The organism is Nocardia sp. 852002-51101_SCH5132738, from assembly GCF_001665695.1.
In the GTDB taxonomy this organism is placed as follows: domain Bacteria; phylum Actinomycetota; class Actinomycetes; order Mycobacteriales; family Mycobacteriaceae; genus Nocardia; species Nocardia nova.
In genome coordinates this window covers 13,127-37,129 of the sequence record NZ_LZML01000211.1, presented here as the reverse complement: position 1 = coordinate 37,129, position 24,003 = coordinate 13,127, and the positions used below count along the sequence as shown (strand labels likewise).

The following is a 24,003-nucleotide window of genomic DNA, read 5'->3' as shown; positions in this document are numbered from 1 at the left end:
CGGGCGATCGAGACATCGGCGCGTAGTCTCGAACGCGGCAACCCGCCGGCGATTGTGTCTGGTTGTGCCGGCTTCCATCGAACTCCCGGGAGTCGACGTGGAACCACTGACCGAGCAGTTGCGCCGCGACCGTGCGGATCGGGCGAGCGCCGTCGCCGCCACGCTGAGTGCCCGCGACATCGACGCCGTGGCGGTCACCTGGGTCGACACCAGCGGCATCGTCCGGATGAAAGCCGTTCCGGTGGAACGGTTCTCCCACGCGGCGGCCTGGGGGATCGGCGCCTCGCCGGTCTTCGACGCATTCCTGGTCGACGATTCCATCCTGACCGAGCATGTCGCCGGCGGCCCGACCGGTGACCTACGGCTGTACACGGACCTCGATCGGGTCACCGCCGTGGCCGCGCTTCCGGGATGGGCATGGGCGCCCGCGGATCGCTATACGCAAAGCGGTACGCCGCATCCCCGCGATTCCCGGTTGCTGCTGCGCCGGCTCGTCGCCGAGCTGGCCGACGACGGCTACGAATTGCGCACCGCGATCGAATTGGAATGGACGTTGTCGCGCCCCGACCCGGCCGACCCGGACACGTTCTGCCCCGCCACCTCGGCGCCCGCTTACGGGATGGCCAGGCTGAGCGAACTGGCCGCGTATCTGCGCGATGTGGTGTCGAAGGTGCGCGACAGCGGTATCGGCGTCGAGCAGATACATCCCGAATACGAGGTGGGACAGTTCGAACTCTCCATCGCCTCCGGTGATCCCGTCCGCACCGCCGACAACGCGGTGCTGGTGCGCGAGATCGTCCGGGCCGTCAGCGGTGCTCACGGCTTGCGGGCGACGTTCAGCCCGGTGGTCGTGCCCGGTGTCGTCGGTAACGGCGGCCACGTCCATCTGAGCCTGTGGCGGGAAGGGTTGAACCGGATGTACGGCGGTCCCGGTCCTTTCGGAATCGGTGCGGAGGGGGAGCACTTCGCCGCGGGAATCCTGGACCGTCTGCCCGCGCTACTGACCGTCGGCTGCCCGGCCGTGGCAAGCTACCTGCGCTTGCAGCCCAGTCACTGGGCGGGTGTCTTCCGATGCTGGGGATTGGAGAACCGGGAGGCCGCCCTGCGCTACATCACCGGAAGCGAAGGTGAGCGCGACCGCGCGGCCAATATCGAGATCAAGACGTTCGACGCCGCCGCCAACCCGTACCTGGCGTTGGCGGGCCTGCTGGCGGCGGGCCGAGCGGGCTTGCAGGCGGGCACGACCCTGCCCGAGCCGGTCGCCGGCGATCCGGCGCGACTCGACTCCGCCACCCGGTCCGCGCGCGGGATCACCCCGTTGCCCACCACACTCGCCGACGCGGTGGCGGCCTTCGAAGCCGACGAGGCGCTGTGCGCGGCATTCGGCGACGACCTCGCCGACACCATCGGCAGCGTGCGGCGCGGTGAGATCGCGCTGTTCGCCGATGCCACGCCCGAGCAGATCGCCGACGCCTGCAGGTGGAGGTACTGAGCCGCGTCGCGAGGTACCGACCGCTCGATCACCTCGCCGCCGGCTCCGCACTGCCGGCTCGTTCGAGAAGTGAGCGCACGAACGCCAGATGGCCGGGGACCACGCCGAACCACACATCCGGCGCGCGTGTCCCGCGCATGGCCACGAAGGTGGCCAGCGCGACGACGCCGTCACGGATCTCGAGCGCCAGTTCGCCGTGGAATCCGAGACCCGAATCGGCCCGCAGCAGAAGGCATTCCGGTGCGGAGAAGGTGATGCGCCAACCGGCGACGGTGTCCGGCGCGCCGGGGGTGAGGCCGAGTTCGATACCGGCCCACGCCGCCCGCAATCGCCTACGAACGTCCTCGGGAACGTCCTCCATGATCGCGCGGGCCCACTGCTCGGCGGTCCGGGCGGTGGCGGCCGGGGTTTCCAGCACGTGGCTGTCGATGTAGACGACGTCGTCCAGGGTGGTGAGGGCGAGCAGGTCGGCGGTGATTCCGCATTGGCGGACGGTGGGGGAGGTGTGCACGGACATGACGAGAACCTTCTGGTTTCGGTACTGCACGATAGATACAGAACAGTACTGTATCTATTGGAGGGTGATCTAATCAAGGGCATATCGAGCCGGTCGAGAAGGAGGACGTGATGGCGCCACCGGTGCGAACTCCGCGGCAGGCGTGGATCGATGCCGGGCTCTCCGTGCTGGAGCACCACGGCCCCGATGCGGTCCGGGTGGAGGCGCTGGCGGCGCAACTCGGCGTGACCCGCGGCGGCTTCTACCGGCAGTTCCGCTCCCGCGACGAACTACTCGAGGCGATGCTCGACGACTGGGAACGGCGCGCCGTCGACGATGTGCGCGAACAGGTCGAGCGCGAGGGCGGCGATCCGAAGCGCAAGATCCGGCGGGCGGGCACGCTGACCTTCGCCGAGGATCTGACGCCGCTGGATCTGGCCATCCGGGCATGGGCTCGGCGCGACCCGGCGGTGGAGGCGCGGCTGCGGAAAGTGGACAACGCCAGAATGGACTATCTGCGCACGCTGCTGCGGAACTCCGGCGTCGCACCCGAGGATGTGGAAGCCGTTGCGCTGCTGTCTTTTTCGATGGTCATCGCCAATCGCCTGATCAAGGCCGAGCATCCCGGCGAGAGCAGATCGGATGTGCTCGCCCACGCCGCACGCCTGCTGTTCGACTGATCGCGCGGGCATACTGGCGGGGTGAGCGATCAACGAGGCGTTCCTTCCTTCCACATCGACCAGGTCGACCACCCGGAGCAGGAGCTGATCGTCCGGATACTCGACAATCAGGCCGCCTTACCCGGCGTGGTGCGGATGCGCGAGTGGGCGCGCGCCGCGCTGGCGCTGCGACCCGGCGAAACCGCCCTCGATGTGGGCTCCGGCACCGGCACCGAAGTGGTGGAGCTGGCCGCTCTGGTCGGTCCGGCCGGGCGGGCCATCGGTATCGATCCGAATCCGTCGATGCTCGCGGTGGCGCGCGAGCGCGCCGCGGACGTATCGGCCGAATTCATCGAGGGATCGGCCTACGATCTGCCGCTGCCGGACGCATCCGTCGACGCGGTGCGCTGTGAGCGGGTCTATCAGCACCTCGACGATCCGGCGAAGGCCACCGCGGAGATCGCGCGGGTGCTGCGACCGGGCGGACGGGTGGTGCTGATCGACAGCGACTGGTCGACGGCGATCTTCCATCCCGGTGATCCCGAGGTCGTCGCGGCGTTGCAGCAGCGGATGGAAACCAACAGTCCGAATCGCAACTCCGGCAGGCATTTACGGGGACGGCTGGTCGACGCCGGCCTGCTGATCGACGACATCGGTTCCGAGGCCGTGATCTGGGAACCCGAGTCGATCCTCCCGATGTTCATGGCGGTCACCGACCGGGGTGTGGCCGACGGGCTGATCACCGCTGCCCAGCGCGACTACGTTCTGACCGAAATCCGGCGCGGTGCCGAGACCGGCGACTATCACTTCTCGGTGACCATGTTCGCGGTGGTGGCGCACAAACCCTGACCCTCGTTCACGGCGCGACGGGATCCGCCACCGGCGGCCGTCGCGCCGCGAGTGCGGCAGCCACCGCCGCCGCGACGATCGTCACCAGCGCGCCCAGCATCATCGCCGCCGCCTCGGCCGGGTGCAGCACATGCAGCTGGGTGCCGACGGTGACGGCGGCCACCGGTACACCGATCTGAGCGGCGGCCAGCGCGCCGAATGTGACCGGCTGGCCCAGCAGACGCATGAGCAGATGCACCAGCAGTGCGCCGGCTCCGAGCGCGAGCCCCAGCAGGATCAACCGCGGGCGATCGGCGAATTCCCGCAGGTTCAACCGAGCGCCCAGCCAGACGAAGAACAGGGGAGCGAGGAATCCGTCGGTCGCGGCGAACAATTGCCGTGCCACCCGGCGCGGTTCGCCGACTGCCGCGACGGCCAGTCCGGCCGTGAAGCCGGCCAGCATGATCGACACGTGCGTGCGGGTGGCGATGGCGGCCATCCCGAATACGAGGGCCAAACTGACCCGCAGTTCGAGGGCGAATTTGCGGCGTTCGGAGACTCGGTGCGCACGCCGGCGCAGCCCGGAGCGTTCCAGCCACCGCAGCAGCAAGAACAGCAGCACCGCGGTGCCGATCACCGCCAGCGCACCCAGCGCGGCGCGTCCGGCGTTACCCGCGTCGATCACCAGCGGTAGCGCGACGATCGACGCGGTGTCGGCGATGGCGACCTGTGCCGTCAGTTCGAGCACCGATCTGCCCTGCAGCCCTTGGGAATCGATGATCGGCAGCACCAGCGCGGCCGAGGAGGAGGCGAGCAGCACCGCATAGATCGCGCCGTGCCCGGTATCGAAGAAGCCGGCGAGCAGATAGCCGATCACGGCCGCGGCCGACCCGACCAGCACGGCTCGGAGGGCACCGATCCCCAGTGCCGAGCGGATCCGCGGATCGCGAATCGGGACATGGGTGCCGGCGACGAACATCACCAGCGCGAAACCCATATCGGCCAGGAAGGCGAATACCGGATCCGAGGCATCGAGCACCCCGAATCCGGTGACGCCGCAGACGATTCCGGCCAGCAGCTCGCCGACGATCACCGGTATGTGCCAGGCTTCGCGCCACGCCAGCAGCGGTCCCGCCAGCCCGAGCGCCAGCACCAGGGCCAGGGTGGACAAACTCATCGGTGCTTACTTCTTCCGCTCGATCTGCTGCCGCTCGACGTCGTGCACACTGTCCGCCGCGCACCACTCCCGGTCACGCCGACACGCCGTCGCCTGCCGTCCGGCGCCGTGCCCGGCCGCCTGCGCGGAGGGCCGGGCACGGCGGTGGCTCAGTGCGCGTTCTGCGCGTGCTCGGCCTGCAGCTGGTTGTACTTCTGTGTGCCCGCGGCGATTCCGACCGGAAGGGCGACCGCGACGCCGCCGACGCTCGCGCCGAGGCCACCCACCGCGACCACGCCGACCAGACAGGCCGCGGCCATCGCGGGCACGGTCATGGTGCCGGCGGTGGCGACGGAGATGAGGCTGCCGCCGGTGGCGATCCCCAGGGGGCAGCCGACGGCCGCGCCGATCACCGAACCGGCCATCCCGCCGACCGCCATCGCCAGACCCATGTGCGGTGCCGCCGCGGCGACGGCCTGGTTGAGATCCGACATTTGGGTATCGGCGACCGAGCCGGACTGTGCCGCAGTCGATTCCACGGCGCCGGCGACGGGCTGGGACGGCGCCGTCGGGCGAGCCGGATCGGCGGCCGCGGGAACCTCGATCGGGGTTCCGAGCAGTGTCCTGCCCCCACCGTCGCGAATGTCGAACTGTCCGGGGCGCACCGCCACCGCGCCGAGCGGAGTCTGCAGGGCCGCGGTTCCGGTGGTCGTGTCGTCCTGATAGCGGATGCCGGGGCCCAGGTCGGTGCTGGTCCACTCCGATTGCGGGGCAACGGGTGCGGGGGTGGAGGGTGCCGGAGCGACGACATCGGCCTGGGCGGCCCCGGCCGCCGCGACGACGGCGGTGGCGAGCAAGGTGGACACGGCGATGGTCCGGGTGGTGGTCTTCATGAATTCTTCCGCTCTGATCGGTGGGGAGTGTCGATTACCGCGCGTTGCTCTCGGCCGGCATCGACTGTGCGATCAGGCCTTTGGAATGGAGCGAGTTGTACTGGTCACCCACCGCGTTCGCCAAGCTCGGGCCGCCGGTGGCGATGCCGCCGGCCATGCCACCGAGGAATCCGAGCGTGCCCGCGCCGAGAATGCATCCGCCCACGATGCCGATCGGAGTCAGCACCGGCACCGGAATGGTCAGCGTGCCGCCGGTGATCGCGCCGAGCGGGCAGCCGACCGCCAGGCCCGCCGCCGTGCCCACGACCTGGCCGACCGTGGAGTCGTTGGCCCACGCACCGGCGATGGTGTCGAACGCGTTCAGATATTCCGTGGTCGGATCGACCGGTGTTCCGGCGGGGGCGGCGGGATCGGCCGGTGTGCCCTGGTCGCCCGCGACCGCCGCGGTCGCGGGCGACCCAGACTCGGCGAAGGCCGGAGCGGCGACGCCGACCGTGGCGGATGTGGCGAGAACCGCGATCGCGGCTGCGCGAATGACGTGACGCATGATTCTTCTTTCTCGATGCCTGATATCGCCCGTGCCCTCTCGGTTGGTGAACCGGGGGTTCTCACGAGCTGTCCGTACATTAGCCACCCGCGCTTCGCGCCGGCGCGGGGGCAGCCGGAGATGATCAGGCGGACAGACCTACATCGGCACCACGGTTTTCAGCCAGCCGGTGCGCCGGAGATCGAAGGCCTCGTAGGCATCGATCATCGACTGCGGTTCGGCGTGCTGGGTGATGAACCGGGTGGGATCGAGATCGCCACGTCCCACCTTGTCGAGCAGACCGGGCACGTAACGGTGGTGGTTGCAATTTCCGCCCTGCACGGTCAGATTGCGGTTCACGACGACCCCGAGGGGGAACCGGTCGAAGGTGGGCGGATACACGCCGATCACACCGACCGACCCGGCCTTCGCGACCGCCTGCACCGCCCAGCGCCCGGCCAGGCTCGGTGCGTCGCCGACCAGCCACTGACCGGAATCGATATTGCCTTCGGGTGCGGCGAGGCGGCGTTCTTCCTCGAAGACGTCGGTCTCGACCGGCAGGTGGTCTGCCGCCGGTCCCTGCTCGGGCCGTTGGGCGTCTACTCCGACCGCGTCGATGACGCGATCGGCGCCGATCCCGCCGGTCAGCTCGCGCGTCACCTCGACCGGATCCTCCCGGTGGAAGTCGATCGGTTCGGCGTTCTGGGCGCGTGCGGTTTCGAGCCGGTCGGCGATCCCGTCGACGACGAGCACCCGGCCCGCGCCCTGGCGAAAGGCCGAGGCGATCGCGCACTGCCCGACGACACCCGCGCCGAGGACCAGAACGGTGTCGCCCTCGCTGACCTGAGCGAGCCGGGCGCCGAACCAGCCGGTCGGCAACACGTCGGAGACCATGATCGCCTGGTCGTCGGAGACGCCCTCGGGCACCTTGACCAGGGTGTTGTTCGCATACGGGATGCGTGCGTACTCGGCCTGCAGGCCGTCGACCGGTCCCGTGGTCTCCGGTCCGCCGAAGAAGCTGGTGCCGGCCAGGGGGCCGTTCGGATTGGCCGTATCGCATTGGGCGGTATAGCCGCTGCGGCAGTAGGCACAGTGCCCGCACGACACCGTGGAGCACACGACCACGCGATCGCCCGGCGCGAATCCGCGTACCGCCGCACCGGTGTCGACGACCGTGCCGACGGCCTCGTGGCCGAGGACGGTGCCGGGCACCATGCCGGGCATCGTGCCGCGCACCAGATGCAGATCGGTACCGCAGATCGCGGACGAGGTGATCTGCACGATGGCGTCGGTGGGCTCTTGGATTTTCGGATCGTCGACGACGTCGAGACGGATATCGCCGACACCGTGCCAGACAACTGCTTTCACGTTCACTCCTCGATAGCGGGGTCGGATGTGGTGTTCGTGGCGGGCGCTGGGCCGGTCACTGGACGCCCTACCCCGCGGGCGGCGAGGTATTCCGGCGCGGCCGGTGGGAAAAGGTTCGATTCGCACCCGCCGGGTATGCGGTGAACAGGCGTCGTCGAGGCGCTCGCACAGCCGCTCGGGCGACCATCCGGGACCCGGTTCTCTGTTACAAAGGAAGGTGGGTCCGCGTCAGGCGCAGGGGTAGCGTGGCGAACGGGGCCGTATTCGAATCTGCTTGGAGGAGCGATGTTTCCGAGCGAAGGGGAGCCGCAACCGGGGCCGCTGTTCGACGGCGCCGCGGACGCCCAGGCCGGCCCGCAGCCCGATCTGGAGGCGCTGGGGCCGGTGGGGCCCGTCGGACCCCCGCGACCGGCCTCGGCCACCCCGTCCGTTTCGTCTCGCGGGCGCAGCCGGCCCTCGGTCCGGACCGCCTGCCCGAAAGCCGAGTGATCGCTGCTCATGGACGAATCTCTGGTCGGCGACCGGCCCGAATCGGAGGCCGGGACGGCGCGGCCACCGCAGGATCTGATCGTCGCCGGTGCGTCCGCCGGCGGTGTGGAGGCGCTGCGCGAATTCGTCGGCGGGCTCCCGCAGGATCTCGACGCCGCGGTCGCGATCGTCCTGCACATGCCGCCGCACGGCGCGAGCGCGTTGCCGGCCATTCTCAACCGGATCGGGCCGCTTCCGGCCGTCGCGGCCGCCGACGGCATGCCGCTGCGTTCGGGTGTGGTGTACGTGGCGGTTCCCGATCGCCATCTGGTCGTCACGTCGACCCATCTGCATCTGTCGCGAGGCCCCACCGAGAACGGCCATCGGCCGGGGGTGGACGCGCTGTTCCGGTCCGCGGCCATGTCGTGGGCGCCGCGAGTGGCGTGTGTCGTGCTCTCCGGGACCTTGGACGACGGAACCGCCGGCGCCGCGTTGGTGGCCAACCGTGGCGGTGTGGTGGCCGCGCAGGAGCCGCACGACGCGTTGTATCGCGGTATGCCGCAGAGCGTATTGGATTCCGTCGCAGCCGATATGGTGCTGCCGGCGCGGGACCTGGGCAAGGCCGTCGCCGATCGGCTCCGCACTCGCCATCGGGCGCCCGATCCGCCGGACGCGTCCGAACTTCAGGTTCTGGAAGCGAGTATCGATGCCGGTGCCGTACCCGGTAACGAAGGCGTAGCGGCGATGGCCCGGCCGTCCGGACTCACCTGCCCGGACTGCAACGGTGTTCTCTATGTGCTCGAGGACAGTGGCCGCTACCGGTGCCGGGTCGGGCACGCGTGGACCGCCGAGGCATTGTTGATCCAGCAGAAGGTCGAGGTCGACAAGGCCTTGTGGACGGCCCTGCGCGCCCTCGAGGAGAAACAGCGGCTGGCCGAGCGGATGACCGACGATGCCACCCGCCACGGCGACGACCGGCTGGCCCAGCGCTATCGAGATCAGGGCGCCGAGCAGGCCGCCGCGATCGAAACGCTGCGCAAGCTGCTCGTCGACCGTTCCACGAACTGAGGCAGCGGTAGGTTGATCGGGTGGACGAGGACAAGGCACTCGGCAGTGCCCGCGGATTCGAGGAGATCCTCCAGTATCTGAAGGAAGCTCGCGGATTCGATTTCACCGGCTACAAACGCAGCAGCCTCATGCGGCGCGTGGACCGGCGCATGTCCCAGCTCGGGGTGAGCGACTATGTCGAATACCTGGATGTGCTGCAGGCCAATGCGGACGAATTCGTTGCGCTGTTCAACACCATCCTGATCAACGTCACCGGATTCTTCCGCGATCCCGACGCGTGGGACTACCTGCAGTCCGACATCATTCCCACCATGTTGGGCGAGCGGGGCCCCGAGGAACCGATCCGGGTCTGGTGTGCCGGATGCGCCTCCGGCGAGGAGGCCTACAGCCTGGCCATCGTGCTCGCGGAGGCGATGGGCATCGAGGAATTCCGGCAGCGGGTCAAGATCTATGCCACCGATGTGGACGAGGAGGCCCTGAGCGTCGCGCGGCACGCCACCTACACCGAGAAGGAGATCAGCCCGCTCGGTGCGGACCTGATCCAGCGCTATTTCGAGCCGGCCGCGGGGCGATACGCATTCCGCAAGGATCTGCGGCGCTCGGTGATTTTCGGCCGCAACGATCTGGTGCAGGACGCGCCGATCTCCCGGATCGATCTGCTGGCGTGCCGGAATACGCTGATGTATTTCAACGCCGAGACGCAGACCAAGGTGCTCGACAAATTCCATTTCGCCCTCTCGCAGCGCGGTTTGCTGTTTCTGGGCAAGGCCGAGATGCTGCTGAGCCACAGCCGGATCTTCGACGCCGTGGATCTCAAGCGACGGATATTCCGCAAGGTCCCGGCTGCGCGAGTCGATGTCGGCTCGGTGTTCGGGCGCACCCTGGTGCACGACCGCCGCGACACCGAGCAGATCGAATCCCTGTGCGCCCTGGCCTTTTCCGCGGGGCCGGTCGCGCAGGTGGTGTTGGGCCGCGACGATGTGATCGTATTGGCCAACGATCAGGGCAAGCATCTGTTCGGCCTGTCGGACCGGGATGTGGGCCGGCCGCTGCGCGACCTCGAATTGTCCTATCGCCCTTTGGAATTGCGCGGCTATATCGATCAGGTGCGTGCGGACCGCCGCGCGGTGCGGGTCAAGGATGTCGAGTGGCAGCGTGGGCCCGGGGAGGTGCTGGCACTCGAAGTGCACGTTTCGCCGCTGCTGGCCGACGATGTGGCGATCGGGATCTCGCTGGTATTTCACGATGTGAGCGCGACTCGCCGGTTGCTGTCCGAACTGCATCATGCCAACGAACAACGGGAATCGGCCTACGAGGAACTGCAGTCGACCAACGAGGAGCTCGAGACCACGAACGAGGAATTGCAGTCGACCGTCGAGGAACTCGAGACGACCAACGAGGAACTGCAGTCCACGAACGAGGAGCTCGAGACCACGAACGAGGAATTGCAGTCGACCAACGACGAACTGCAGACGATCAATACCGAATTGCGCGAGCGCAGTACCGAACTCGACGACGTGAACGAATTCTTCGCCTCGATCATGAGTTCCTGGCACGCGGGTGTCGCGGTGGTCGATACGTCGATGCGGATTGTGGTCTGGAATGCGGGCGCGGAGGATCTGTGGGGCCTGCGGCCCGACGAGGCCGAGGGAGAGCATCTGCTCAATCTCGATATCGGCCTCCCGGTCGCGGAATTGCGGCCGGTGGTACGGCCCGCGCTGTCCGATCCGGCCTATGAGCGCGAGGTTCGTCTCGACAGTGTCAACCGGCGTGGCCGGGCGGTCGTGATCCGGGTGGTCTGCACATCGCTGAGCGACCGCAACGGTAAACCGTCGGGCGCGATATTGCTCATGGAGCCAGTGGAACCCGAGGCAGCGGTCAGCTGACCTGCCGGTTCCGCGCGGTCGCCAGCGTCGCCCACACCACCTTGCCGGTCGGCCACCGCGGCGCGCATCCCCAGGCCGAGGCCAGCTCCGCCACGATGTGCAGGCCGTGCAGTCGGCGCCCGACGGAACCTGGTCCCGGTTCGCGGAGCACCGCTTCGCGGGGGTCGGGGTCGGCGACCGCGATGGTGAACAGATCTTCGCGATATTCCAGCCGCACGTCGATATCGGGCACGCCGGTGAAGTGGCCGTGCAGATCGGCGTTGTCGATGAATTCGGTGGCGATGATCTGCGCGGCCTCGCTGATCTCGGCGATGTCCCATTCGGCGCAGATGTCGTCGATGAGCCGGCGCGCTCGATGCCCGGTGACCGGGGAGAGCGTCATGGTCATGGCGGCCCGGCGGCGGATCGGCGGTTCGCCCGAGGCGGCGACGGCGGCGGCGACGCTCGGCTGCACCGCGAGGAACCGGCGGATCGCGCTGCGTCCGAGCCGGCGGCGTAGTTCGGTGTCCTCGGCGACGAGGAGAATCGGCACGCCCGGCCAGTTCGCGGTGCGCAGCCGGGCGCTGGTGAACGCGGTGAGGGCGGTTTCGGTGGCGATGGTCATGCGGTCGACGCGGACGATGACCGCGCGGGGCTGTTCGACGACGAACTTCACGAGGTCGTCGGTGAATCGGCGGTACGTCACCGCGTCGAGCGTGATATCGGGGTCGAGCACCACACAGCGATCGATTTCCGTCGGCTCCCAGCAGATGGGCGGAACGGTACTCATGGCGAATCGCATTCGAGTGCTCTCACCCCGGCAGCCGGGCCCGCGCGGTGATCGGCAGCCGCGGACGAGTGCGTCCTGCGCATACTCGGACCTTACCCGTGGGGGCGCCTCCGAAACTCGTCATTTTCGGGCGGCGCATTCGCCTCGCGGAGGACCGCGTAGTCGGCGAGCGTGTCGCAATCGCCCAGTTCGAGAGTGAATTCCACCGCCGCCGAGATCCGGTAGGGCCGGCTTTCGATCACCGAACCGAGAATGCGGCGCAGCCGCGACAGTTCCGCGCGGATCGCCACCGCGTGGTCGGGGTCGCCGTGGACCGCCGTGCTGAGTTCGGTGACCGACATGCCGCGGCGGCCGTGCCGGTGCAGGAGCAGCAGGATCTCCGCGTGCCGCTGGGAAAGGGGGGTGTACCAATCGGATTCGCCGCCGGTGCTGTGGACCACCGGTGCGCCGGACAGGTCGAGGGTCATGCGGATGCGGATGTCGCCGGTCGTGGGACGCAGCAGCCAGCCCTCGGCCAGCGGTTCGGCGATGCACAGGCCCAGCCCCGGCGCCCCACCGCGTATTCTCCGCCGAACATCTGGTGGCCGCACTGCACGGCTGGGTCTGCTATTGCGCACCCGTGCACGGCGCCGACGGCCGCCGGCTCGGTTCCCTGGATCTGTCCTCGGCTTGGGATCGCACCCATCCGCTGGCGATGGCGACCGTGCAATCGCTGGTGACCGCGATCGAGAATCGTCTGCGCACCCTCGCCCCGCCCGCGACCGGCCTGCGGCTGAGCTGTCTCGGCGCCGCACGCGCCACCCGGGACGGCACTCCGATTCGCCTGCGCCCCAGGCAGATCGAAATCCTCACCTTGCTCGCCCTCGAACCCGGCGGCTTCACCCCGGAACGCCTGCACTACGCGATCTACGGCGACCGCCCAGTGGTGTGTCGAGCACCCTCGAGGCCGACGTCTCACATCTGCGCCGCGCCACCGACGCGGCCATCGCCAACCGCGTCTACCGGCTGACCGCGCCGATCCGCTGCGACGCGGCCGATCTGCTCACCGCGCTGGACGCCGGAGATACCGATGCGGCGCTGCGGCTGTATCGCGGTCCGCTGCTTCCGGATTCGGAGACGCCCGGCATCGTGGAATGGCGGGAACATCTCGATGTCGCTGTCCGCACGGCGGTCGTGGCCGGTGGCGATGCCGGCCATGCGCTGGCGTTGGGCGAACGCATGCCGGACGATATCGAAATCCACGAGCGCGCACTGGAATTGCTACCCACCGGCGACGGCCGCCGAGCCGTCGCCACGGCCCGGCTGCACACCGCGCTGCGCAGCTTAGGGGTCCGACTATCGGGTATCGGTGCTGAGCGCCAGCTCCGCGCCTGCTTCGATATCCGCGCGCAGCGCCTCCACCTTCGCTGTCGCGTAGGCGCGGGCATCGGAGCCGAGCAGTTGCCGCAGCGGTCCGTCGCCGCGGTCGACGAGCGCGAGGATCGCGGCTGCGCCGCGCACCGGATCACCGAGCTGGGTGCCCTGCATCGCGAGGTGCTCGCTGGTCATCCGTCGGATGGACTCGTAGCCGTCGGTGGTGGCAGCGGGCAGGGCCAGCGAATCGGTGGTGAGGAAATCGGTACGGAAGTAGCCCGGCTCCACCAGAGTGACCCGGATGCCGTGCTCGGCGACCTCGCCCGCCAGGGCTTCGGTCAGTCCCTCCAGCGCGAACTTGCCGGCCGAATAGAGGCCCCAGCCCGGCACCGTGGTGATGCCCAGCACCGAGGAGATGTTCACGACGTGTCCCCGAGCGCGGGTGCGCAGGTGCGGCAGCAGTGCCCGCAGCACGTTCCAGACGCCGAAGACCTGGATGTCGAACATGCGCCGGGCGTCGGCGTCGGACACCTCCTCGACTGCGGAGAGGTAGCCGTAGCCGGCATTGTTCACCACGACATCGACACTGCCGAAGCGGTCCAGCGTGTGCCGCCCGGCGGCGCTCACCTGGCTCTCGTCGGCGAGGTCGACGGTGAGCGGGAGCAGTCGGGCGATGTCGATGCCGTCGAGTGCGGCGAGCAGCCGCTCGGCCGAGCGGGTGGTGGCGGCGACGTTCTCGCCGCGGGCGAGCAACTGCTTCACCAGTTCCAGGCCCAGGCCGCGGGAGGCGCCGGTCACGAACCAGGTTGCGGGTGCGGTCATCGTTGCGTTCCTTCGGGTTTCGCGGACCTCCCTCCGAGGTCCGGTGATCCCAGTCTGGCCGCCGTATCCGCTGGTCGAGGCGGTATAACCGGCCCGCTTCGGCCTGGGACGGCGGAACGTAGGACGCGGCGACCCAGGCAGCGCGGGCGGGTTCCGGCGACACTGGACGTATGAGCGAGCCCAATCGGGAGCTGGCCGACTTCCTGCGCCGCGCCCGCGCCCAGATCGATCCCGCCCGCGCCGGGCTCCTCGCCGACAACCGCGTGCGCCGGGTCCCCGGCTTGCGCCGCGAGGAGGTCGCGCGGCTCGCGGGCGTGTCCGCCGACTACTACACCCGGCTCGAACAGGGCCGGCGGATCACACCGTCGGTCGGCGTGGTGGACGCCATCGCCCGCGCGCTCGACCTCGACGCCGCGGGGCGCGAATACCTCGGGCAGCTGATCGGCCGTCCGAGCGGTATCGCCCGGCGCAGTGTGCCGGTGCAGCGCGTTCGCCCCGGCCTGTACCAGCTGCTCGACTCCCTCGGCGCGGTGCCCGCCCTCGTCCTCGGCCGCCGCGCCGACGTGCTGGCGAGCAACTGGATGGCGCACGCCCTGTTCACCGACTTCGCCGCCCTGCCCGCCAGGGAGCGCAACTACGTGCGCTGGATGTTTCTGGGCAGCGAGCCGCGCGAGCTGTTCCTCGACTGGGAAACGCAGGCCCGTGCGGCGGTCGAGAGCCTGCGCCTCGATGTCGGCAACAACCCCGAGGATCGCGCCGGGCTCGCCCTGGTCGAGGAGCTGAGCGCCGCCGCCGGTGAATTTCGGCAATGGTGGGCCGAGCACCAGGTGCTGCAGCGGACGCACGGCTCCAAGCGGCTGCGTCACCCGGTGACGGGCGAGCTCACGGTGGAGTACGAAACTCTCACGCTCCCTGGCGATTCCGACCAGACGCTGTACCTGTACACGACCGAGCCGGGCAGCCCGTCGCAGCAGGCGCTGCGCATGCTGGCCAGCTGGTCGGTGCCCGGTGGAACCGCGACTCTTCCCTGACGCGTGCCCGAGGCCGTTCGACAGAACGGGGGACGGGAACTAATTGCCCGAATACCGGCTTGCCAGCTGGTCGGCGGATCCGTGTTCGCTCGAATTGCCGTGCCCCAGTTCGACGTTCAGCTCCTCGGTGTCGGCGCCGACCACCACGGGAGTGTGCACGGGTGCGTAACCGCTCGCCACCACCGTGTAGGTGCCGTCGTGCAGGTCGGCGAAGGTGTAGGCGCCGTCGGGGCCGGTGACCATGGTGTCGACCACGGTGCCGTCCCAGTCGGTGAGGGTGACCAGGGCGTCGGGCAGGGGGCGGCCGTCGCGTCCGCGCACCACGCCGTGCAGGCGGGCGCAGGGGCGCAGCGACACGTCGAGGCGCGGCGTCTCGCTGCCACCGGCTCGCACCGGGAGGGCGGCCGGGTGAAAGCCGTTGGCGCTCACCGCGATCGTGAAATCGCCTTCGGGCAGTTCCGCGAGGCCGAACGCGCCGTCGTCGGCGGTGGCCGCGGAGGCGAGTACCTCACCGCGCGCGTCGAGGGCCGACACCCGGGCACCCGGAATGGCGGTGCCGTCGTCATCGCGCGAGACGGTGCCGGTCAGTCCGGCCATCGCGGTGAGCACCACATCGCACGGCACCGGATGGTGCGCGAGCTGCACGGTGGAGGCGTCCGGACGGCGGCCGTCGATCGAGGCGATCAATACAAAGGAGCCGGGTTCGGGGGCGGTGAGTTCGAAGTAGCCCGCGGCATCCGTCAGCGACCGGCCGATCTGGCGGCCGGACATCGAGATCAGGGTCAGGACCGCATTCGGCAGCGCCACACCGCGGGAGTCGTGGACGCGACCGTAGGCGACCGGTCCGGACACCGCCGGTTCGCGCAGGGTCTGCCCGATGTCGTTGCGCTGCACCGCGTTCGCGCCGATCGCGGACGCGGGCTCGTCGACGTGCGCGGCCGGGTGCGAGCTGTGCTCGGCATCCATATCCACGGCGGCGGTGGCGGCGATCGCGGCCGTCCGGTGCCCCGGAATGAACATCGCCACCAGTGCGCCGGCCACGGCCACACCGCATCCGATCAGCAGTGAGACCCGGAATCCGTTTTCGCTGGCGACGGCATGCCCGCCGAGCGAGATCGTCATCTGCGCCAGGACCGCGCCGACTACGGCCGCAGCGACCGAGGTGCCGATCGCGCGCACCAGCGTGTTGAAGCTGTTGGCGGCGGCCGTTTCCGACTGCGGTACCGCGGCCATCACCAGGGCCGGCATGGCGCCGTAGGCGAATCCCACGCCGGTGTTGATGATCAGCGTCACGATCAGCAGGCCCCAGGCGCTGCCCATCAACGCCATCGAGGACCCGTATCCGGCGGCGATGATGACGCAGCCGACGATCAGGGTGATCTTGGGCCCGCTGCGGGCGGAGAGTTTGGCGCCGATGGGGGAGACCAGCATCATCATGAGTCCGGCCGGTGCCATCCACAGGCCCATGGCCATCATCGATTGCCCGAGGCCGTATCCGGTGGCCTTGGGCAGCTGCAGCAGCTGCGGCACCACCAGCGACTGGGCGTACATAGCCATGCCGACGACCATCGAGGACGCATTGGTCAGCAGCACCTGCGGCCGCGCGGTGACCCGGAGGTCGACGAGGGGGTTGCGCGCGGCCAGCTCCCACCAGCCCCACAGCAGCAGGACGACGACGGCGGCGACGAACAAGCCGATGGTCAGGCCGCTGCCCCAGCCCCAGCTCGACCCCTTGGACACCGCGAGCAGCAAACACACCAGGCCCACGCCGAGGCCGAGGGCGCCGAGCACGTCGAACCGTCCGGTCGTGGCGGAACTCGGTGGGGCGGCGGGGATCAGGGTGAAGATCAGGACGCCGATCACCGCCGCGAGCGCGGCCATCGTCCAGAACAGCACTCGCCAGTCGGAGTACTGGATGACCGCGGCCGCCATCGGCAGACCCAGCGCGCCGCCGATACCGAGTGAGGAGCTGATGAGCGCGATACCCGATCCGAGGCGCTCGCGCGGCAGCAGATCGCGCAGCGCGGCGATACCGACGGGCACGATGCCGGCGCTCATACCCTGCAGGCCGCGCCCGACGATCATCGGCCACAGCGAGGAGGACACCGCGCAGATCACCGACCCAATCAGCAGCGGCACGGTGGAGCCGAGCAGCACCAGGCGTTTGCCGTAGAGGTCGCCCAGCCGTCCCGACACCGGTGTGGTGACCGCGGAGGCCAGCAGGCTCACGGTGACCACCCAGGTCGCATTGGCCGGGCTGGTGTGCAGGATCTGCGGCAGCTGGCCGAGTAACGGCACGACCACCGTCTGCGTCAGCGAGACGACGATGCCGGCGAATGCCAGCACCGCCAGTATCGCGCCGGAACGCCCGGCGGTTTGTGCTTTCTCCACGCCCTACTCCTCGAATGTCACGAGCCGACGTTTGCATAATACATATGGGGTGCATCATGCACATTTGATGAAACGCGACCTTTTCGCTTCTCGAATCGTTGTGCCGGGCACCGGTATCGACGGCCCGGTTTCGTGAGTTCTCAACGACCGCGTCCGGAGGCGCGCTGCGCCGTCGCGGCCGACCGTATGGTGTGCGTGCGTCGGGGCGGTCGTTCATAAAGGGGCACAGTGATTTTCGGCGTGAGACGGAGACCTTTCCGGCGGATTGTCCAGGCGGTCGTACTCGCCGCCGGCATCGTCGTGGCCGACGCTGTCGGCGGCACGTCGGTGAGTTGCGCGCAGGTGCCGTCAGCTGGGGATATCGTGGTGCCCAGCGGGTATCTCGAACCCGATCTCGGCTCCAGTCACTACCGCCCCGGAACGGGGCTGGTCGATCTGTTGTGGAGGTTGCTGTGAAACGAGCCCGGACGCTGCTGCTCGTCGTGCTCGCGGCATGTGCCCTGCTGGTGTCGATGACGGTTCGCCTGCCGGCGAGTCGCGCGGACGACGGCCCCGCGCCCACGGACTCGACCGAATGGCAGCAGTGGATCGATCGTTCGATTCCGGCGCCGAACCTGCCACCCGCGCCGTCGCCGCCCAATGCCCAGCTGCGGCCCGAACTCGCCGCACTGTGGCGGGCGGTGTTGTCGCCGCCGGCCGGCGATCCGCTGTTCGATCAGTGGCCGGCCGGACTCGACGCCATGCGTCCCGGCGATCCGATCGAGGTGCGCGATGTGACGGCCACGGCCGCGCCGCTGGCCGTGGTGCCGATCGCCCGCGCACTGCAGCTGAAATTCCGCTCCACCGGCGCGACCGGTGCGCCCTCGTTCGGCACAGCGACCCTGCTGATTCCCGCCGCGAACTGGACCGGTCCCGGACAGCGACCGCTGCTGGTGAACGCCATCCCGATCAATTCGCTCGGCCTGCGCTGCACCCCCGGGTATGCCCTGGCGCACGGATTGCATCCCAAATTCAGTGCGGGTGATCTCTTCCCGCCGACCACGTGGTGGGCCCTCTCGCACGGCTACGGAGTGCTCGTTCCCGACCACGAGGGTCCGTGGATGGCCTATGCCGAACCGCATGTCGCGGGTCACGTGATCCTCGACGCGATGCGCGCGGTGCGGACGGTCGAACCGAAGACGCTGGGGGACAGCAAGTTCGCGATCGGCGGTTACTCCGGCGGCGCGATCGCGGCCTATGCGGCGGATATGCTGCTCGGCGAGTACGCGCCCGAGTTGGCGGGGTCGATCGTCGGAGTGTCGGTCGGCGGCCTGGCGACCGACTACAGCGAGGTGGCCCGTCACTTCAACGGCAATATCGCGTCGGGCATTCTGATGGTCGTCGCGCTGGCCTTCGCTCGTGAGCATCCGGAACTGCTGGATCAGCTGAACCATCTGGGGGAGTGGCTGGCCACCTCCCCGGTGAAGGACACCTGCGGCGACAGCAACGGACCGCTCGGCGTGACCGGTGTGCCGATCGAGCTGGCGACCGACACCGCCCATCCGCTCGACACCGACGCGGCCCGCGCCCTGTTCGCCGCCACCGACGTGCGCGACCGGAAATCCGCTGCGCCGCTGTACATCTACCACGGCATACTCGACATCTGGATTCCCGAGGTCGAGTCGACCGATCTGTTCCGCGCGCAGTGCGCTCGTGGCGTGCCCGCCGTATTCCGCAACGTGCTGGGCGAGCATTCCATCACCCTGATGGCCGGATTCCCGGGCGCGATCGACTGGCTCGACCAGCGACTGCGCGGCCTGCCCGCGCCGAACGAATGCCCGACACGCTGAAAACGAAGCAGTGCAACGGTTTCGGCGTCAGTTCGCCGCGGGCGATCCGGGGCGCGGCAGCCCGAAGTGGTCGCGCAGCGTAGTGCCGGTGTATTCGGTGCGAAACAGCCCGCGGCTGCGCAGAATCGGCACCACCGTGCCGGTGAACACCTCGAGTCCGCCCGGATAGTAGGGCGGCATGACGTTGAATCCGTCGGCGGCGCCGTGGCGGAACCAGTCCTCGATGGTGTCGGCGACCTGTTCGGGCGTGCCCGCGAAGACGCGGTGCCCGCGTGCGCCCGCGAGCCGGTGCAACAGTCCGCGCAGTGTGGGCCGATCGCGGGTGACGATGCCCGCGATCACCTGCTGGCGGCTGGCCGCGTTGTCGGTGACATCGCCCGCGCCGGCGAACAATTCGACGGGCACCGGTTCGTCGAGAGCCAGATTCCGCAGCGATTGCCCGGCCAGGCTTTCCAACTGCCCGAGGCCGTATTCGGGCACGGTCAGCTCGTTGAATTCGCGTTGCAGCTGTTTCGCCTGCGCTTCGGTATCGGCGATGAACGGGCTGATACCCGGCAGGATCTTCACATGCTCGGGGTCGCGGCCGAACTCGCGCGCCCGGCGTTTGATGTCGGCGTAGAACGTCTGGGCGTCCTCGAGCCGCTGGTGGGCGGTGAAAATGGCCTCGGCGTAGCGGGCCGCGAAGGCTCGTCCGTCGTTGGAGGCGCCGGCCTGCACCAGCACCGGATGGCCCTGCGGAGTGCGCGCGGCGTTGAAGGGTCCGCGTACGCGCAGATAGTCGCCGCGGAAATCGATGCGATGGATCTTGCCGGGATCGGCGTAGATGCCGGCGGCCCGGTCGAGCAGCACCGCGTCGTCGTCCCAGCTGTTCCACAATCCGACGACCGCGTCGACGAATTCGCGTGCCCGCGCGTAACGTTCGGTGTGATCGGGGTGGCGGTCCAGGCCGAAATTGGCGGCGGCGAGATCGGTTCCGGTGGTGACGATATTCCATCCGGCGCGCCCGCCCGAGATGTGATCGAGCGAGGAGAACAGCCGCGCCAGATTGTAGGGCTCGTAATACGTCGTCGACGCGGTCGCGATCAGGCCCAGGTGGGTGGTGGCCGAGGCGATCGCGGTGAGCAGCGTGATCGGTTCCAGGCCGGGCGCGGCGTTGTAGCGCACGTCGGTACGCAGCGCGGGCCCGTCGGCAAAGAACACCGCATCGAGCGTGGCGGCCTCGGCGGTGCGGCCGATCTCCTGGTAGTAGGTCACGTCGTAGATGCGATCGGGGCGGCTGTCGGGATGCCGCCACGCGGCCTCGTGATGGCCCGCGGGATAGATGAAGGCGTTCAGATGCAGTTGCCGTTCACTCATACGAGCACACCCGTCCGATAGTCGCGATGATCCCGGTCTCCGGACCGGGCGACGGCAGTCAACCAAACGCCTGCGGTCGCGTAAACGGTTTGTGCGACGCGTGATTCGAACTCGGCCGACGTCCGCGGCCGCTCCACAGAATCCTGCTGATCGTAAGGATTCTCCGTGGCCGGGGCACCGGCGAGGATTTCTGTCGGGCATGTGTCGGCAACGGTTTCGGCCCCGTTTTCGAAGGAGTACGACGATGAGCGAGGCATGGCAGATCGATGCCGATGTGCTGGTGATCGGCGGCGGACCGGCCGCCTGCTGGGCCGCGATCCACGCCCGTGAGGCGGGAGCCGAGGTGGTGCTGGTCGACAAGGGGTACTGCGGCACCAGCGGCGCGACCGCACCCGCGGGGACCGGTGTCTGGTACGTGGCGCCGGATCCGGCGGCCCGGGCGGCGGCCAAGGCCAGTCGCGAGGAATTGGGCGGCTTCCTCGCCGACCACCACTGGATGGACCGCGTGCTCGATCAGACCTACGCGAATATGCATCGGTTGGGCGAGGAAGGCAGGTACCCGTTCCCGGTCGACCCGCACACCGGCAACCCGATTCGCACCGGCGTGCAGGGCCCGGAATACATGCGCCGCATGCGGGCCTGGGTGCGGCGGCTGGGCGTGCGGATCGTCGACCACGCCCCGGCCCTGGAACTACTGGTCGACCGGGAAGGCACGGTCCGCGGCGCGGCGGGTTACCTGCTGCGCGAGCATCGGGACTACCGCGTGCACGCCGGCGCGGTGGTCCTGGCCACCGGCGGCTGCGCCTTCCTCTCGCGCGCGCTGGGCACCAACGTCGACACCGGTGACGGCGCGCTGATGGCCGCGGAGGTGGGCGCACGATTCTCCGGGATGGAGTTCTCCAACGCCTACGGCATCGCCGCGAAGGGCGCGACCGTCACCAAGACCGCCTATTACCGATACGCCACCTTCTTCCACGAGGACGGCAGCATTCTGGAGGGCGCCGGATCGGTGCAGGGACGGTCGGTCATCGCGCGAACTCTGTTGCAGGAGACGGTATTCGCGCAACTGGATCGAGCGGACCCAACCACGCGGGAGCAGATGCGGCGCGGACAGCCGAACTTTTTCCTCCAATTCGACCGCCGCGGGATCGACCCGTTCACCCAGCGTTTCGAGGTGGATCTGCTGGCCGAGGGAACGGTACGGGGGACCGGCGGGATCGAGGTGGTCGGCGACGAGTGCGCGACCTCGGTGAGAGGGCTGTATGCCGCGGGCGACGCGGCCACCCGCGAACGCATCTGTGGCGGATTCACCGGGGGCGGCAGTCACAATGCGGCATGGGCGATGTCGTCGGGCAGCTGGGCCGGGCGGGGTGCGGCGCGTTTCGCACAGCGAGGTGGCCGTCCGGACGGTCTGACCCGCGCAGGGCGAACCGGGTTGCGGCCCACGGGTTCCGGACGCATCGGTGCGGACGAGGTGCTCGCCGCGGCACGCGCCGAACTGCTGCCGGTCGAGAAGAACTATCTGCGCCACGGCGATCGGGTCCGTCCGGCACTGGCCGCCCTGGACGCCGTGTGGGCGGAGGCGGCCGCGGGGCTGCGGGCCACCGGCGCCGAGCGGGTGCGGGCGCGCCAGGCCGCCGCGATCACCGCGGTCGGGCGGCTCATGTACCGATCGGCGTTGGCACGCACGGAATCTCGCGGCATGAGCAAGTGGGCCGACCATCCGGCGCTGGATCCCGCGCAGCACCACCACATCCTCAGCGGCGGCCTCGACGAGGTGTGGACGGTGGCGGCGGCGTTGCGGTCGGCCGACGTATCCGCGGTCGCGGCGGTGGCCTGATGATCGAACTGGTTCACGCCCAGGCCTGCATTGCCTGCGACAAATGCGTCGACGTCTGCCCGACGAACGTCTTCGATCGTGGCAGCGACGGAATCCCCGTCATCGCACGGCAATCGGACTGCCAGACGTGCTTCATGTGTGAGGCGTACTGCCCGACCGACGCACTGTACGTGGACCCGCAGTCCACGCCGCTGCCGTCGCGACACGAGCTGCCGCGGGAGCACATCGGCGCGTACCGGCGCGAGATCGGCTGGGGGAAGGGGCGTCGGCCGGGCAGTCTCACGGCGGTGGGCCCGGAACTTCCGCCCGGCCCGGCGCCGCGACCCTCGGCACCGTGACCCGGTCTGCGACGGCCGACATCGCTCGCCGGGTGTGAACGGCTCTTGCGCGACGCCATGAAACAACTTGGCTCGCAACGTAATTCCCGATCGGCCCGAAATGATCCGGCCGATCCCGGACTCGCTGCTGCCCGATGCGCACGCGGTGAATCGGCGTCGCGGCCGCGTGGAGATCTTCACCGCCCTGGCTCGATCCGGAAAAACGCTGCGCGAGTTGATCATCGCCGCCAAGGACACCGGCCACTGGGCAGCGGCCGGCACACCCGGTCAACTCGCCGACGCGATCCAGGAACGCTACGACGCCGGCGTTCTGGACGTGATCGGCCTCGGCGGGCTCGACGACCCGCGCAACCGCGACTTCCTGCTCGCGGGCCTGCTCCCCGAACTTCGCCGCCGCGGCATCGTCGGCTCGGACCACGTGGGCGAGACCTTCCGCGACAACCTCGAGCTGCCGCCCCTGCCGCCCCGGAAGGAATAACGCGCCCTTCAGAATTCGAGGACGATGCGACCCCGGACGCCGCCCGCTTCGAGTAGTTCGTGAGCGTGCTCGGCTTGTTCGGCGGGGAAGGTTCGGGCCACCCGCAGGGTCAGCGCGCCCTCGGAGGCGAGGCGGCTCAATTCGCTGAGCGCATGGGGTTCGTCCAGGTGATCGCCGACCATCACGAGGTGGACCGAGATACCGCGCTCCGGTGTGGCCCCGCCGCCCAGGGCCGCGGGCCGCAGGATGACGAACGCGCCGCCGTCGCGTACCGCCGAGAGTACCGCATCGCCTTGCAGCGCGGTGTCGATCAGCGCGTCGACCCCGTTGGGAGCGTGCGCCCGGATGCGCGAGGCGAGGTCGTCGCCGCGCGGCAGGACGACGTCGGCGCCGAAGTCGCGGACCAGCTGCTCATCGGCCGGTTTCGCGTCGGCGATCACGGTGTAGCCGCGCGTTTTCGCCAGCTGGATCACGTACCCGCCGACCGCGCCCGCTGCCCCGGTCACCGCGATCGTGCGACCCGCTCGCGGGTCGAGCGCGTCCAAGGCGAACCAGGCGGTGAGACCGTTCATCGGAAGCGTTGCGGCGGAGACGAAGTCGCTTCCCTCGGGCAGGCTCGCCACCTGCGTCGCGGGTACCACGATCTTTTCGGCATAGGCGCCGCCACCGGCGAGCACCGGCAATGTGATCGCGACGACCCGGTCGCCACTGTGCCAGCCGGTCTCGGGGTCGGCCTCGTCGACGATTCCCGCGGCGTCCCATCCCGGAACGTACGGCGGCGTCACCTCGCGGTAGCGATCGTGGGCCATGCCGGACCGGGTCACGGTGTCGGAGGGGTTCACGGCCGCCGCGGCCACCCGGATCCGCACCTCACCCGCGCCGGCGTGCGGTTCGGGCACCTCGACCGGTCGCAGTACCTCCGGACCACCCGGCTTCTCGAATCCGATCGCCAGCAT

24 protein-coding genes and 2 pseudogenes are annotated in these 24,003 nt (G+C 69.3%); 13 read left to right on the top strand and 13 right to left on the bottom strand.

Annotated features, from left to right (window positions below; translation table 11 throughout):
- Positions 1-97: 97 nt before the first annotated feature.
- The gene (locus A5789_RS33640) at positions 98-1,492 is read left to right on the top strand and encodes a glutamine synthetase family protein (RefSeq protein WP_227462734.1); all 1,395 of its coding nucleotides are present in this window, start codon (positions 98-100) and stop codon (positions 1,490-1,492) included.
- 28 nt (positions 1,493-1,520) lie between these two features.
- Here A5789_RS33640 and A5789_RS33635 read toward each other — a convergent pair whose 3' ends face one another.
- Positions 1,521-2,009 (bottom strand): hypothetical protein, encoded by a 489-nt coding sequence (locus A5789_RS33635; protein ID WP_082941130.1) that lies wholly within the window; start codon positions 2,007-2,009, stop codon positions 1,521-1,523.
- Between the two features lie 110 nt (positions 2,010-2,119).
- Here A5789_RS33635 and A5789_RS33630 point away from each other — a divergent pair, with 110 nt between their 5' ends.
- Complete coding sequence (locus A5789_RS33630) at positions 2,120-2,668, top strand: TetR/AcrR family transcriptional regulator (protein WP_063011269.1); 549 nt, start codon at positions 2,120-2,122, stop codon at positions 2,666-2,668.
- A 21-nt stretch (positions 2,669-2,689) separates the two neighbouring features.
- A complete protein-coding gene (locus A5789_RS33625) occupies positions 2,690-3,496 on the top strand; it encodes a methyltransferase domain-containing protein (protein WP_064902401.1) in 807 nt (268 codons plus the stop codon).
- A 7-nt stretch (positions 3,497-3,503) separates the two neighbouring features.
- On the opposite strand, the gene A5789_RS33620 is transcribed toward A5789_RS33625, so the two are convergent.
- The 4 genes from A5789_RS33620 to A5789_RS33605 all read right to left on the bottom strand — a co-directional run bounded on the left by A5789_RS33620 (position 3,504) and on the right by A5789_RS33605 (position 7,418).
- The gene (locus tag A5789_RS33620; RefSeq protein WP_063011265.1) at positions 3,504-4,652 is read right to left on the bottom strand and encodes a cation:proton antiporter; all 1,149 of its coding nucleotides are present in this window, start codon (positions 4,650-4,652) and stop codon (positions 3,504-3,506) included.
- Positions 4,653-4,801: 149 nt separating this feature from the next.
- Positions 4,802-5,524 (bottom strand): hypothetical protein, encoded by a 723-nt coding sequence (locus tag A5789_RS33615; protein ID WP_064902402.1) that lies wholly within the window; start codon positions 5,522-5,524, stop codon positions 4,802-4,804.
- A gap of 34 nt (positions 5,525-5,558) precedes the next feature.
- Entirely contained in the window at positions 5,559-6,071 is a 513-nt protein-coding gene (locus tag A5789_RS33610; RefSeq protein ID WP_064927429.1) for a hypothetical protein, read from the bottom strand.
- A gap of 138 nt (positions 6,072-6,209) precedes the next feature.
- Positions 6,210-7,418 (bottom strand): alcohol dehydrogenase catalytic domain-containing protein, encoded by a 1,209-nt coding sequence (locus tag A5789_RS33605; protein WP_063011342.1) that lies wholly within the window; start codon positions 7,416-7,418, stop codon positions 6,210-6,212.
- 285 nt (positions 7,419-7,703) lie between these two features.
- On the opposite strand from A5789_RS33605, the gene A5789_RS33600 reads away from it, so the two are divergent.
- The 3 genes from A5789_RS33600 to A5789_RS33590 are packed head-to-tail and all read left to right on the top strand — an operon-like array spanning position 7,704 to position 10,840.
- Positions 7,704-7,907 (top strand): hypothetical protein, encoded by a 204-nt coding sequence (locus A5789_RS33600; protein WP_064902403.1) that lies wholly within the window; start codon positions 7,704-7,706, stop codon positions 7,905-7,907.
- A gap of 9 nt (positions 7,908-7,916) precedes the next feature.
- Complete coding sequence (locus A5789_RS33595) at positions 7,917-8,954, top strand: chemotaxis protein CheB (RefSeq protein WP_064902404.1); 1,038 nt, start codon at positions 7,917-7,919, stop codon at positions 8,952-8,954.
- 20 nt (positions 8,955-8,974) lie between these two features.
- Positions 8,975-10,840 carry a CheR family methyltransferase gene (locus A5789_RS33590; RefSeq protein WP_064902405.1) on the top strand — a complete coding sequence of 622 codons (1,866 nt, stop codon included), beginning with the start codon at positions 8,975-8,977 and terminating at the stop codon, positions 10,838-10,840.
- Here A5789_RS33590 and A5789_RS33585 read toward each other — a convergent pair.
- Entirely contained in the window at positions 10,833-11,609 is a 777-nt protein-coding gene (locus tag A5789_RS33585) for an ATP-binding protein (RefSeq protein ID WP_063011259.1), read from the bottom strand. The two genes, A5789_RS33590 and A5789_RS33585, sit on opposite strands and share 8 nt — an antisense overlap.
- A 92-nt stretch (positions 11,610-11,701) precedes the next feature.
- Positions 11,702-12,199 (bottom strand): hypothetical protein, encoded by a 498-nt coding sequence (locus A5789_RS33580; RefSeq protein ID WP_082955823.1) that lies wholly within the window; start codon positions 12,197-12,199, stop codon positions 11,702-11,704.
- Between A5789_RS33580 and A5789_RS37545 the strand changes: the two genes are divergently transcribed.
- Positions 12,190-12,618 (top strand): helix-turn-helix domain-containing protein, encoded by a 429-nt coding sequence (locus tag A5789_RS37545; protein ID WP_064902407.1) that lies wholly within the window; start codon positions 12,190-12,192, stop codon positions 12,616-12,618. The genes A5789_RS33580 and A5789_RS37545 overlap by 10 nt on opposite strands.
- Here A5789_RS37545 and A5789_RS37540 read toward each other — a convergent pair.
- Entirely contained in the window at positions 12,564-12,851 is a 288-nt protein-coding gene (locus A5789_RS37540; RefSeq protein WP_064902408.1) for a hypothetical protein, read from the bottom strand. The two genes, A5789_RS37545 and A5789_RS37540, sit on opposite strands and share 55 nt — an antisense overlap.
- A gap of 93 nt (positions 12,852-12,944) precedes the next feature.
- Positions 12,945-13,784, bottom strand: coding sequence for an SDR family NAD(P)-dependent oxidoreductase (locus A5789_RS33570; protein WP_063011256.1), 840 nt, complete (start codon positions 13,782-13,784; stop codon positions 12,945-12,947).
- 170 nt (positions 13,785-13,954) lie between these two features.
- Here A5789_RS33570 and A5789_RS33565 point away from each other — a divergent pair, with 170 nt between their 5' ends.
- The gene (locus A5789_RS33565) at positions 13,955-14,815 is read left to right on the top strand and encodes a helix-turn-helix transcriptional regulator (protein WP_064902409.1); all 861 of its coding nucleotides are present in this window, start codon (positions 13,955-13,957) and stop codon (positions 14,813-14,815) included.
- 39 nt (positions 14,816-14,854) lie between these two features.
- Here the strand turns inward: A5789_RS33565 and A5789_RS38160 are convergent, their stop codons facing one another.
- Both A5789_RS38160 and A5789_RS38155 read right to left on the bottom strand, forming a co-directional pair.
- The gene (locus tag A5789_RS38160; protein WP_227462816.1) at positions 14,855-15,781 is read right to left on the bottom strand and encodes a collagen binding domain-containing protein; all 927 of its coding nucleotides are present in this window, start codon (positions 15,779-15,781) and stop codon (positions 14,855-14,857) included.
- 18 nt (positions 15,782-15,799) lie between these two features.
- Positions 15,800-17,206 (bottom strand): annotated as a pseudogene (locus A5789_RS38155) (MFS transporter); the annotation flags it as partial.
- 240 nt (positions 17,207-17,446) lie between these two features.
- On the opposite strand from A5789_RS38155, the gene A5789_RS33555 reads away from it, so the two are divergent.
- The gene (locus A5789_RS33555; protein ID WP_064902411.1) at positions 17,447-17,662 is read left to right on the top strand and encodes a hypothetical protein; all 216 of its coding nucleotides are present in this window, start codon (positions 17,447-17,449) and stop codon (positions 17,660-17,662) included.
- A complete protein-coding gene (locus tag A5789_RS33550; RefSeq protein WP_227462815.1) occupies positions 17,659-19,035 on the top strand; it encodes a lipase family protein in 1,377 nt (458 codons plus the stop codon). The genes A5789_RS33555 and A5789_RS33550 overlap by 4 nt, the downstream gene beginning before the upstream one ends.
- Positions 19,036-19,062: 27 nt before the next feature.
- Here the strand turns inward: A5789_RS33550 and A5789_RS33545 are convergent, their stop codons facing one another.
- Positions 19,063-20,391, bottom strand: a complete 1,329-nt coding sequence (locus A5789_RS33545) for an LLM class flavin-dependent oxidoreductase (protein WP_064902412.1) — start codon at positions 20,389-20,391, stop codon at positions 19,063-19,065.
- A gap of 244 nt (positions 20,392-20,635) precedes the next feature.
- Here A5789_RS33545 and A5789_RS33540 point away from each other — a divergent pair, with 244 nt between their 5' ends.
- From A5789_RS33540 to A5789_RS33530, 3 genes and pseudogenes are all read left to right on the top strand, one after another.
- Positions 20,636-22,231, top strand: a complete 1,596-nt coding sequence (locus tag A5789_RS33540; RefSeq protein ID WP_064902413.1) for an FAD-dependent oxidoreductase — start codon at positions 20,636-20,638, stop codon at positions 22,229-22,231.
- Positions 22,231-22,569: a ferredoxin family protein gene (locus tag A5789_RS33535; protein ID WP_064902438.1), complete on the top strand. Its 339-nt coding sequence runs from the start codon at positions 22,231-22,233 to the stop codon at positions 22,567-22,569. The genes A5789_RS33540 and A5789_RS33535 overlap by 1 nt, the downstream gene beginning before the upstream one ends.
- A 106-nt stretch (positions 22,570-22,675) precedes the next feature.
- Positions 22,676-23,047 (top strand): annotated as a pseudogene (locus A5789_RS33530) (LLM class flavin-dependent oxidoreductase); the annotation flags it as partial.
- A gap of 8 nt (positions 23,048-23,055) precedes the next feature.
- On the opposite strand, the gene A5789_RS33525 reads toward A5789_RS33530, so the two are convergent.
- The gene (locus tag A5789_RS33525) at positions 23,056-24,003 is read right to left on the bottom strand and encodes an NADP-dependent oxidoreductase (RefSeq protein ID WP_064902415.1); all 948 of its coding nucleotides are present in this window, start codon (positions 24,001-24,003) and stop codon (positions 23,056-23,058) included.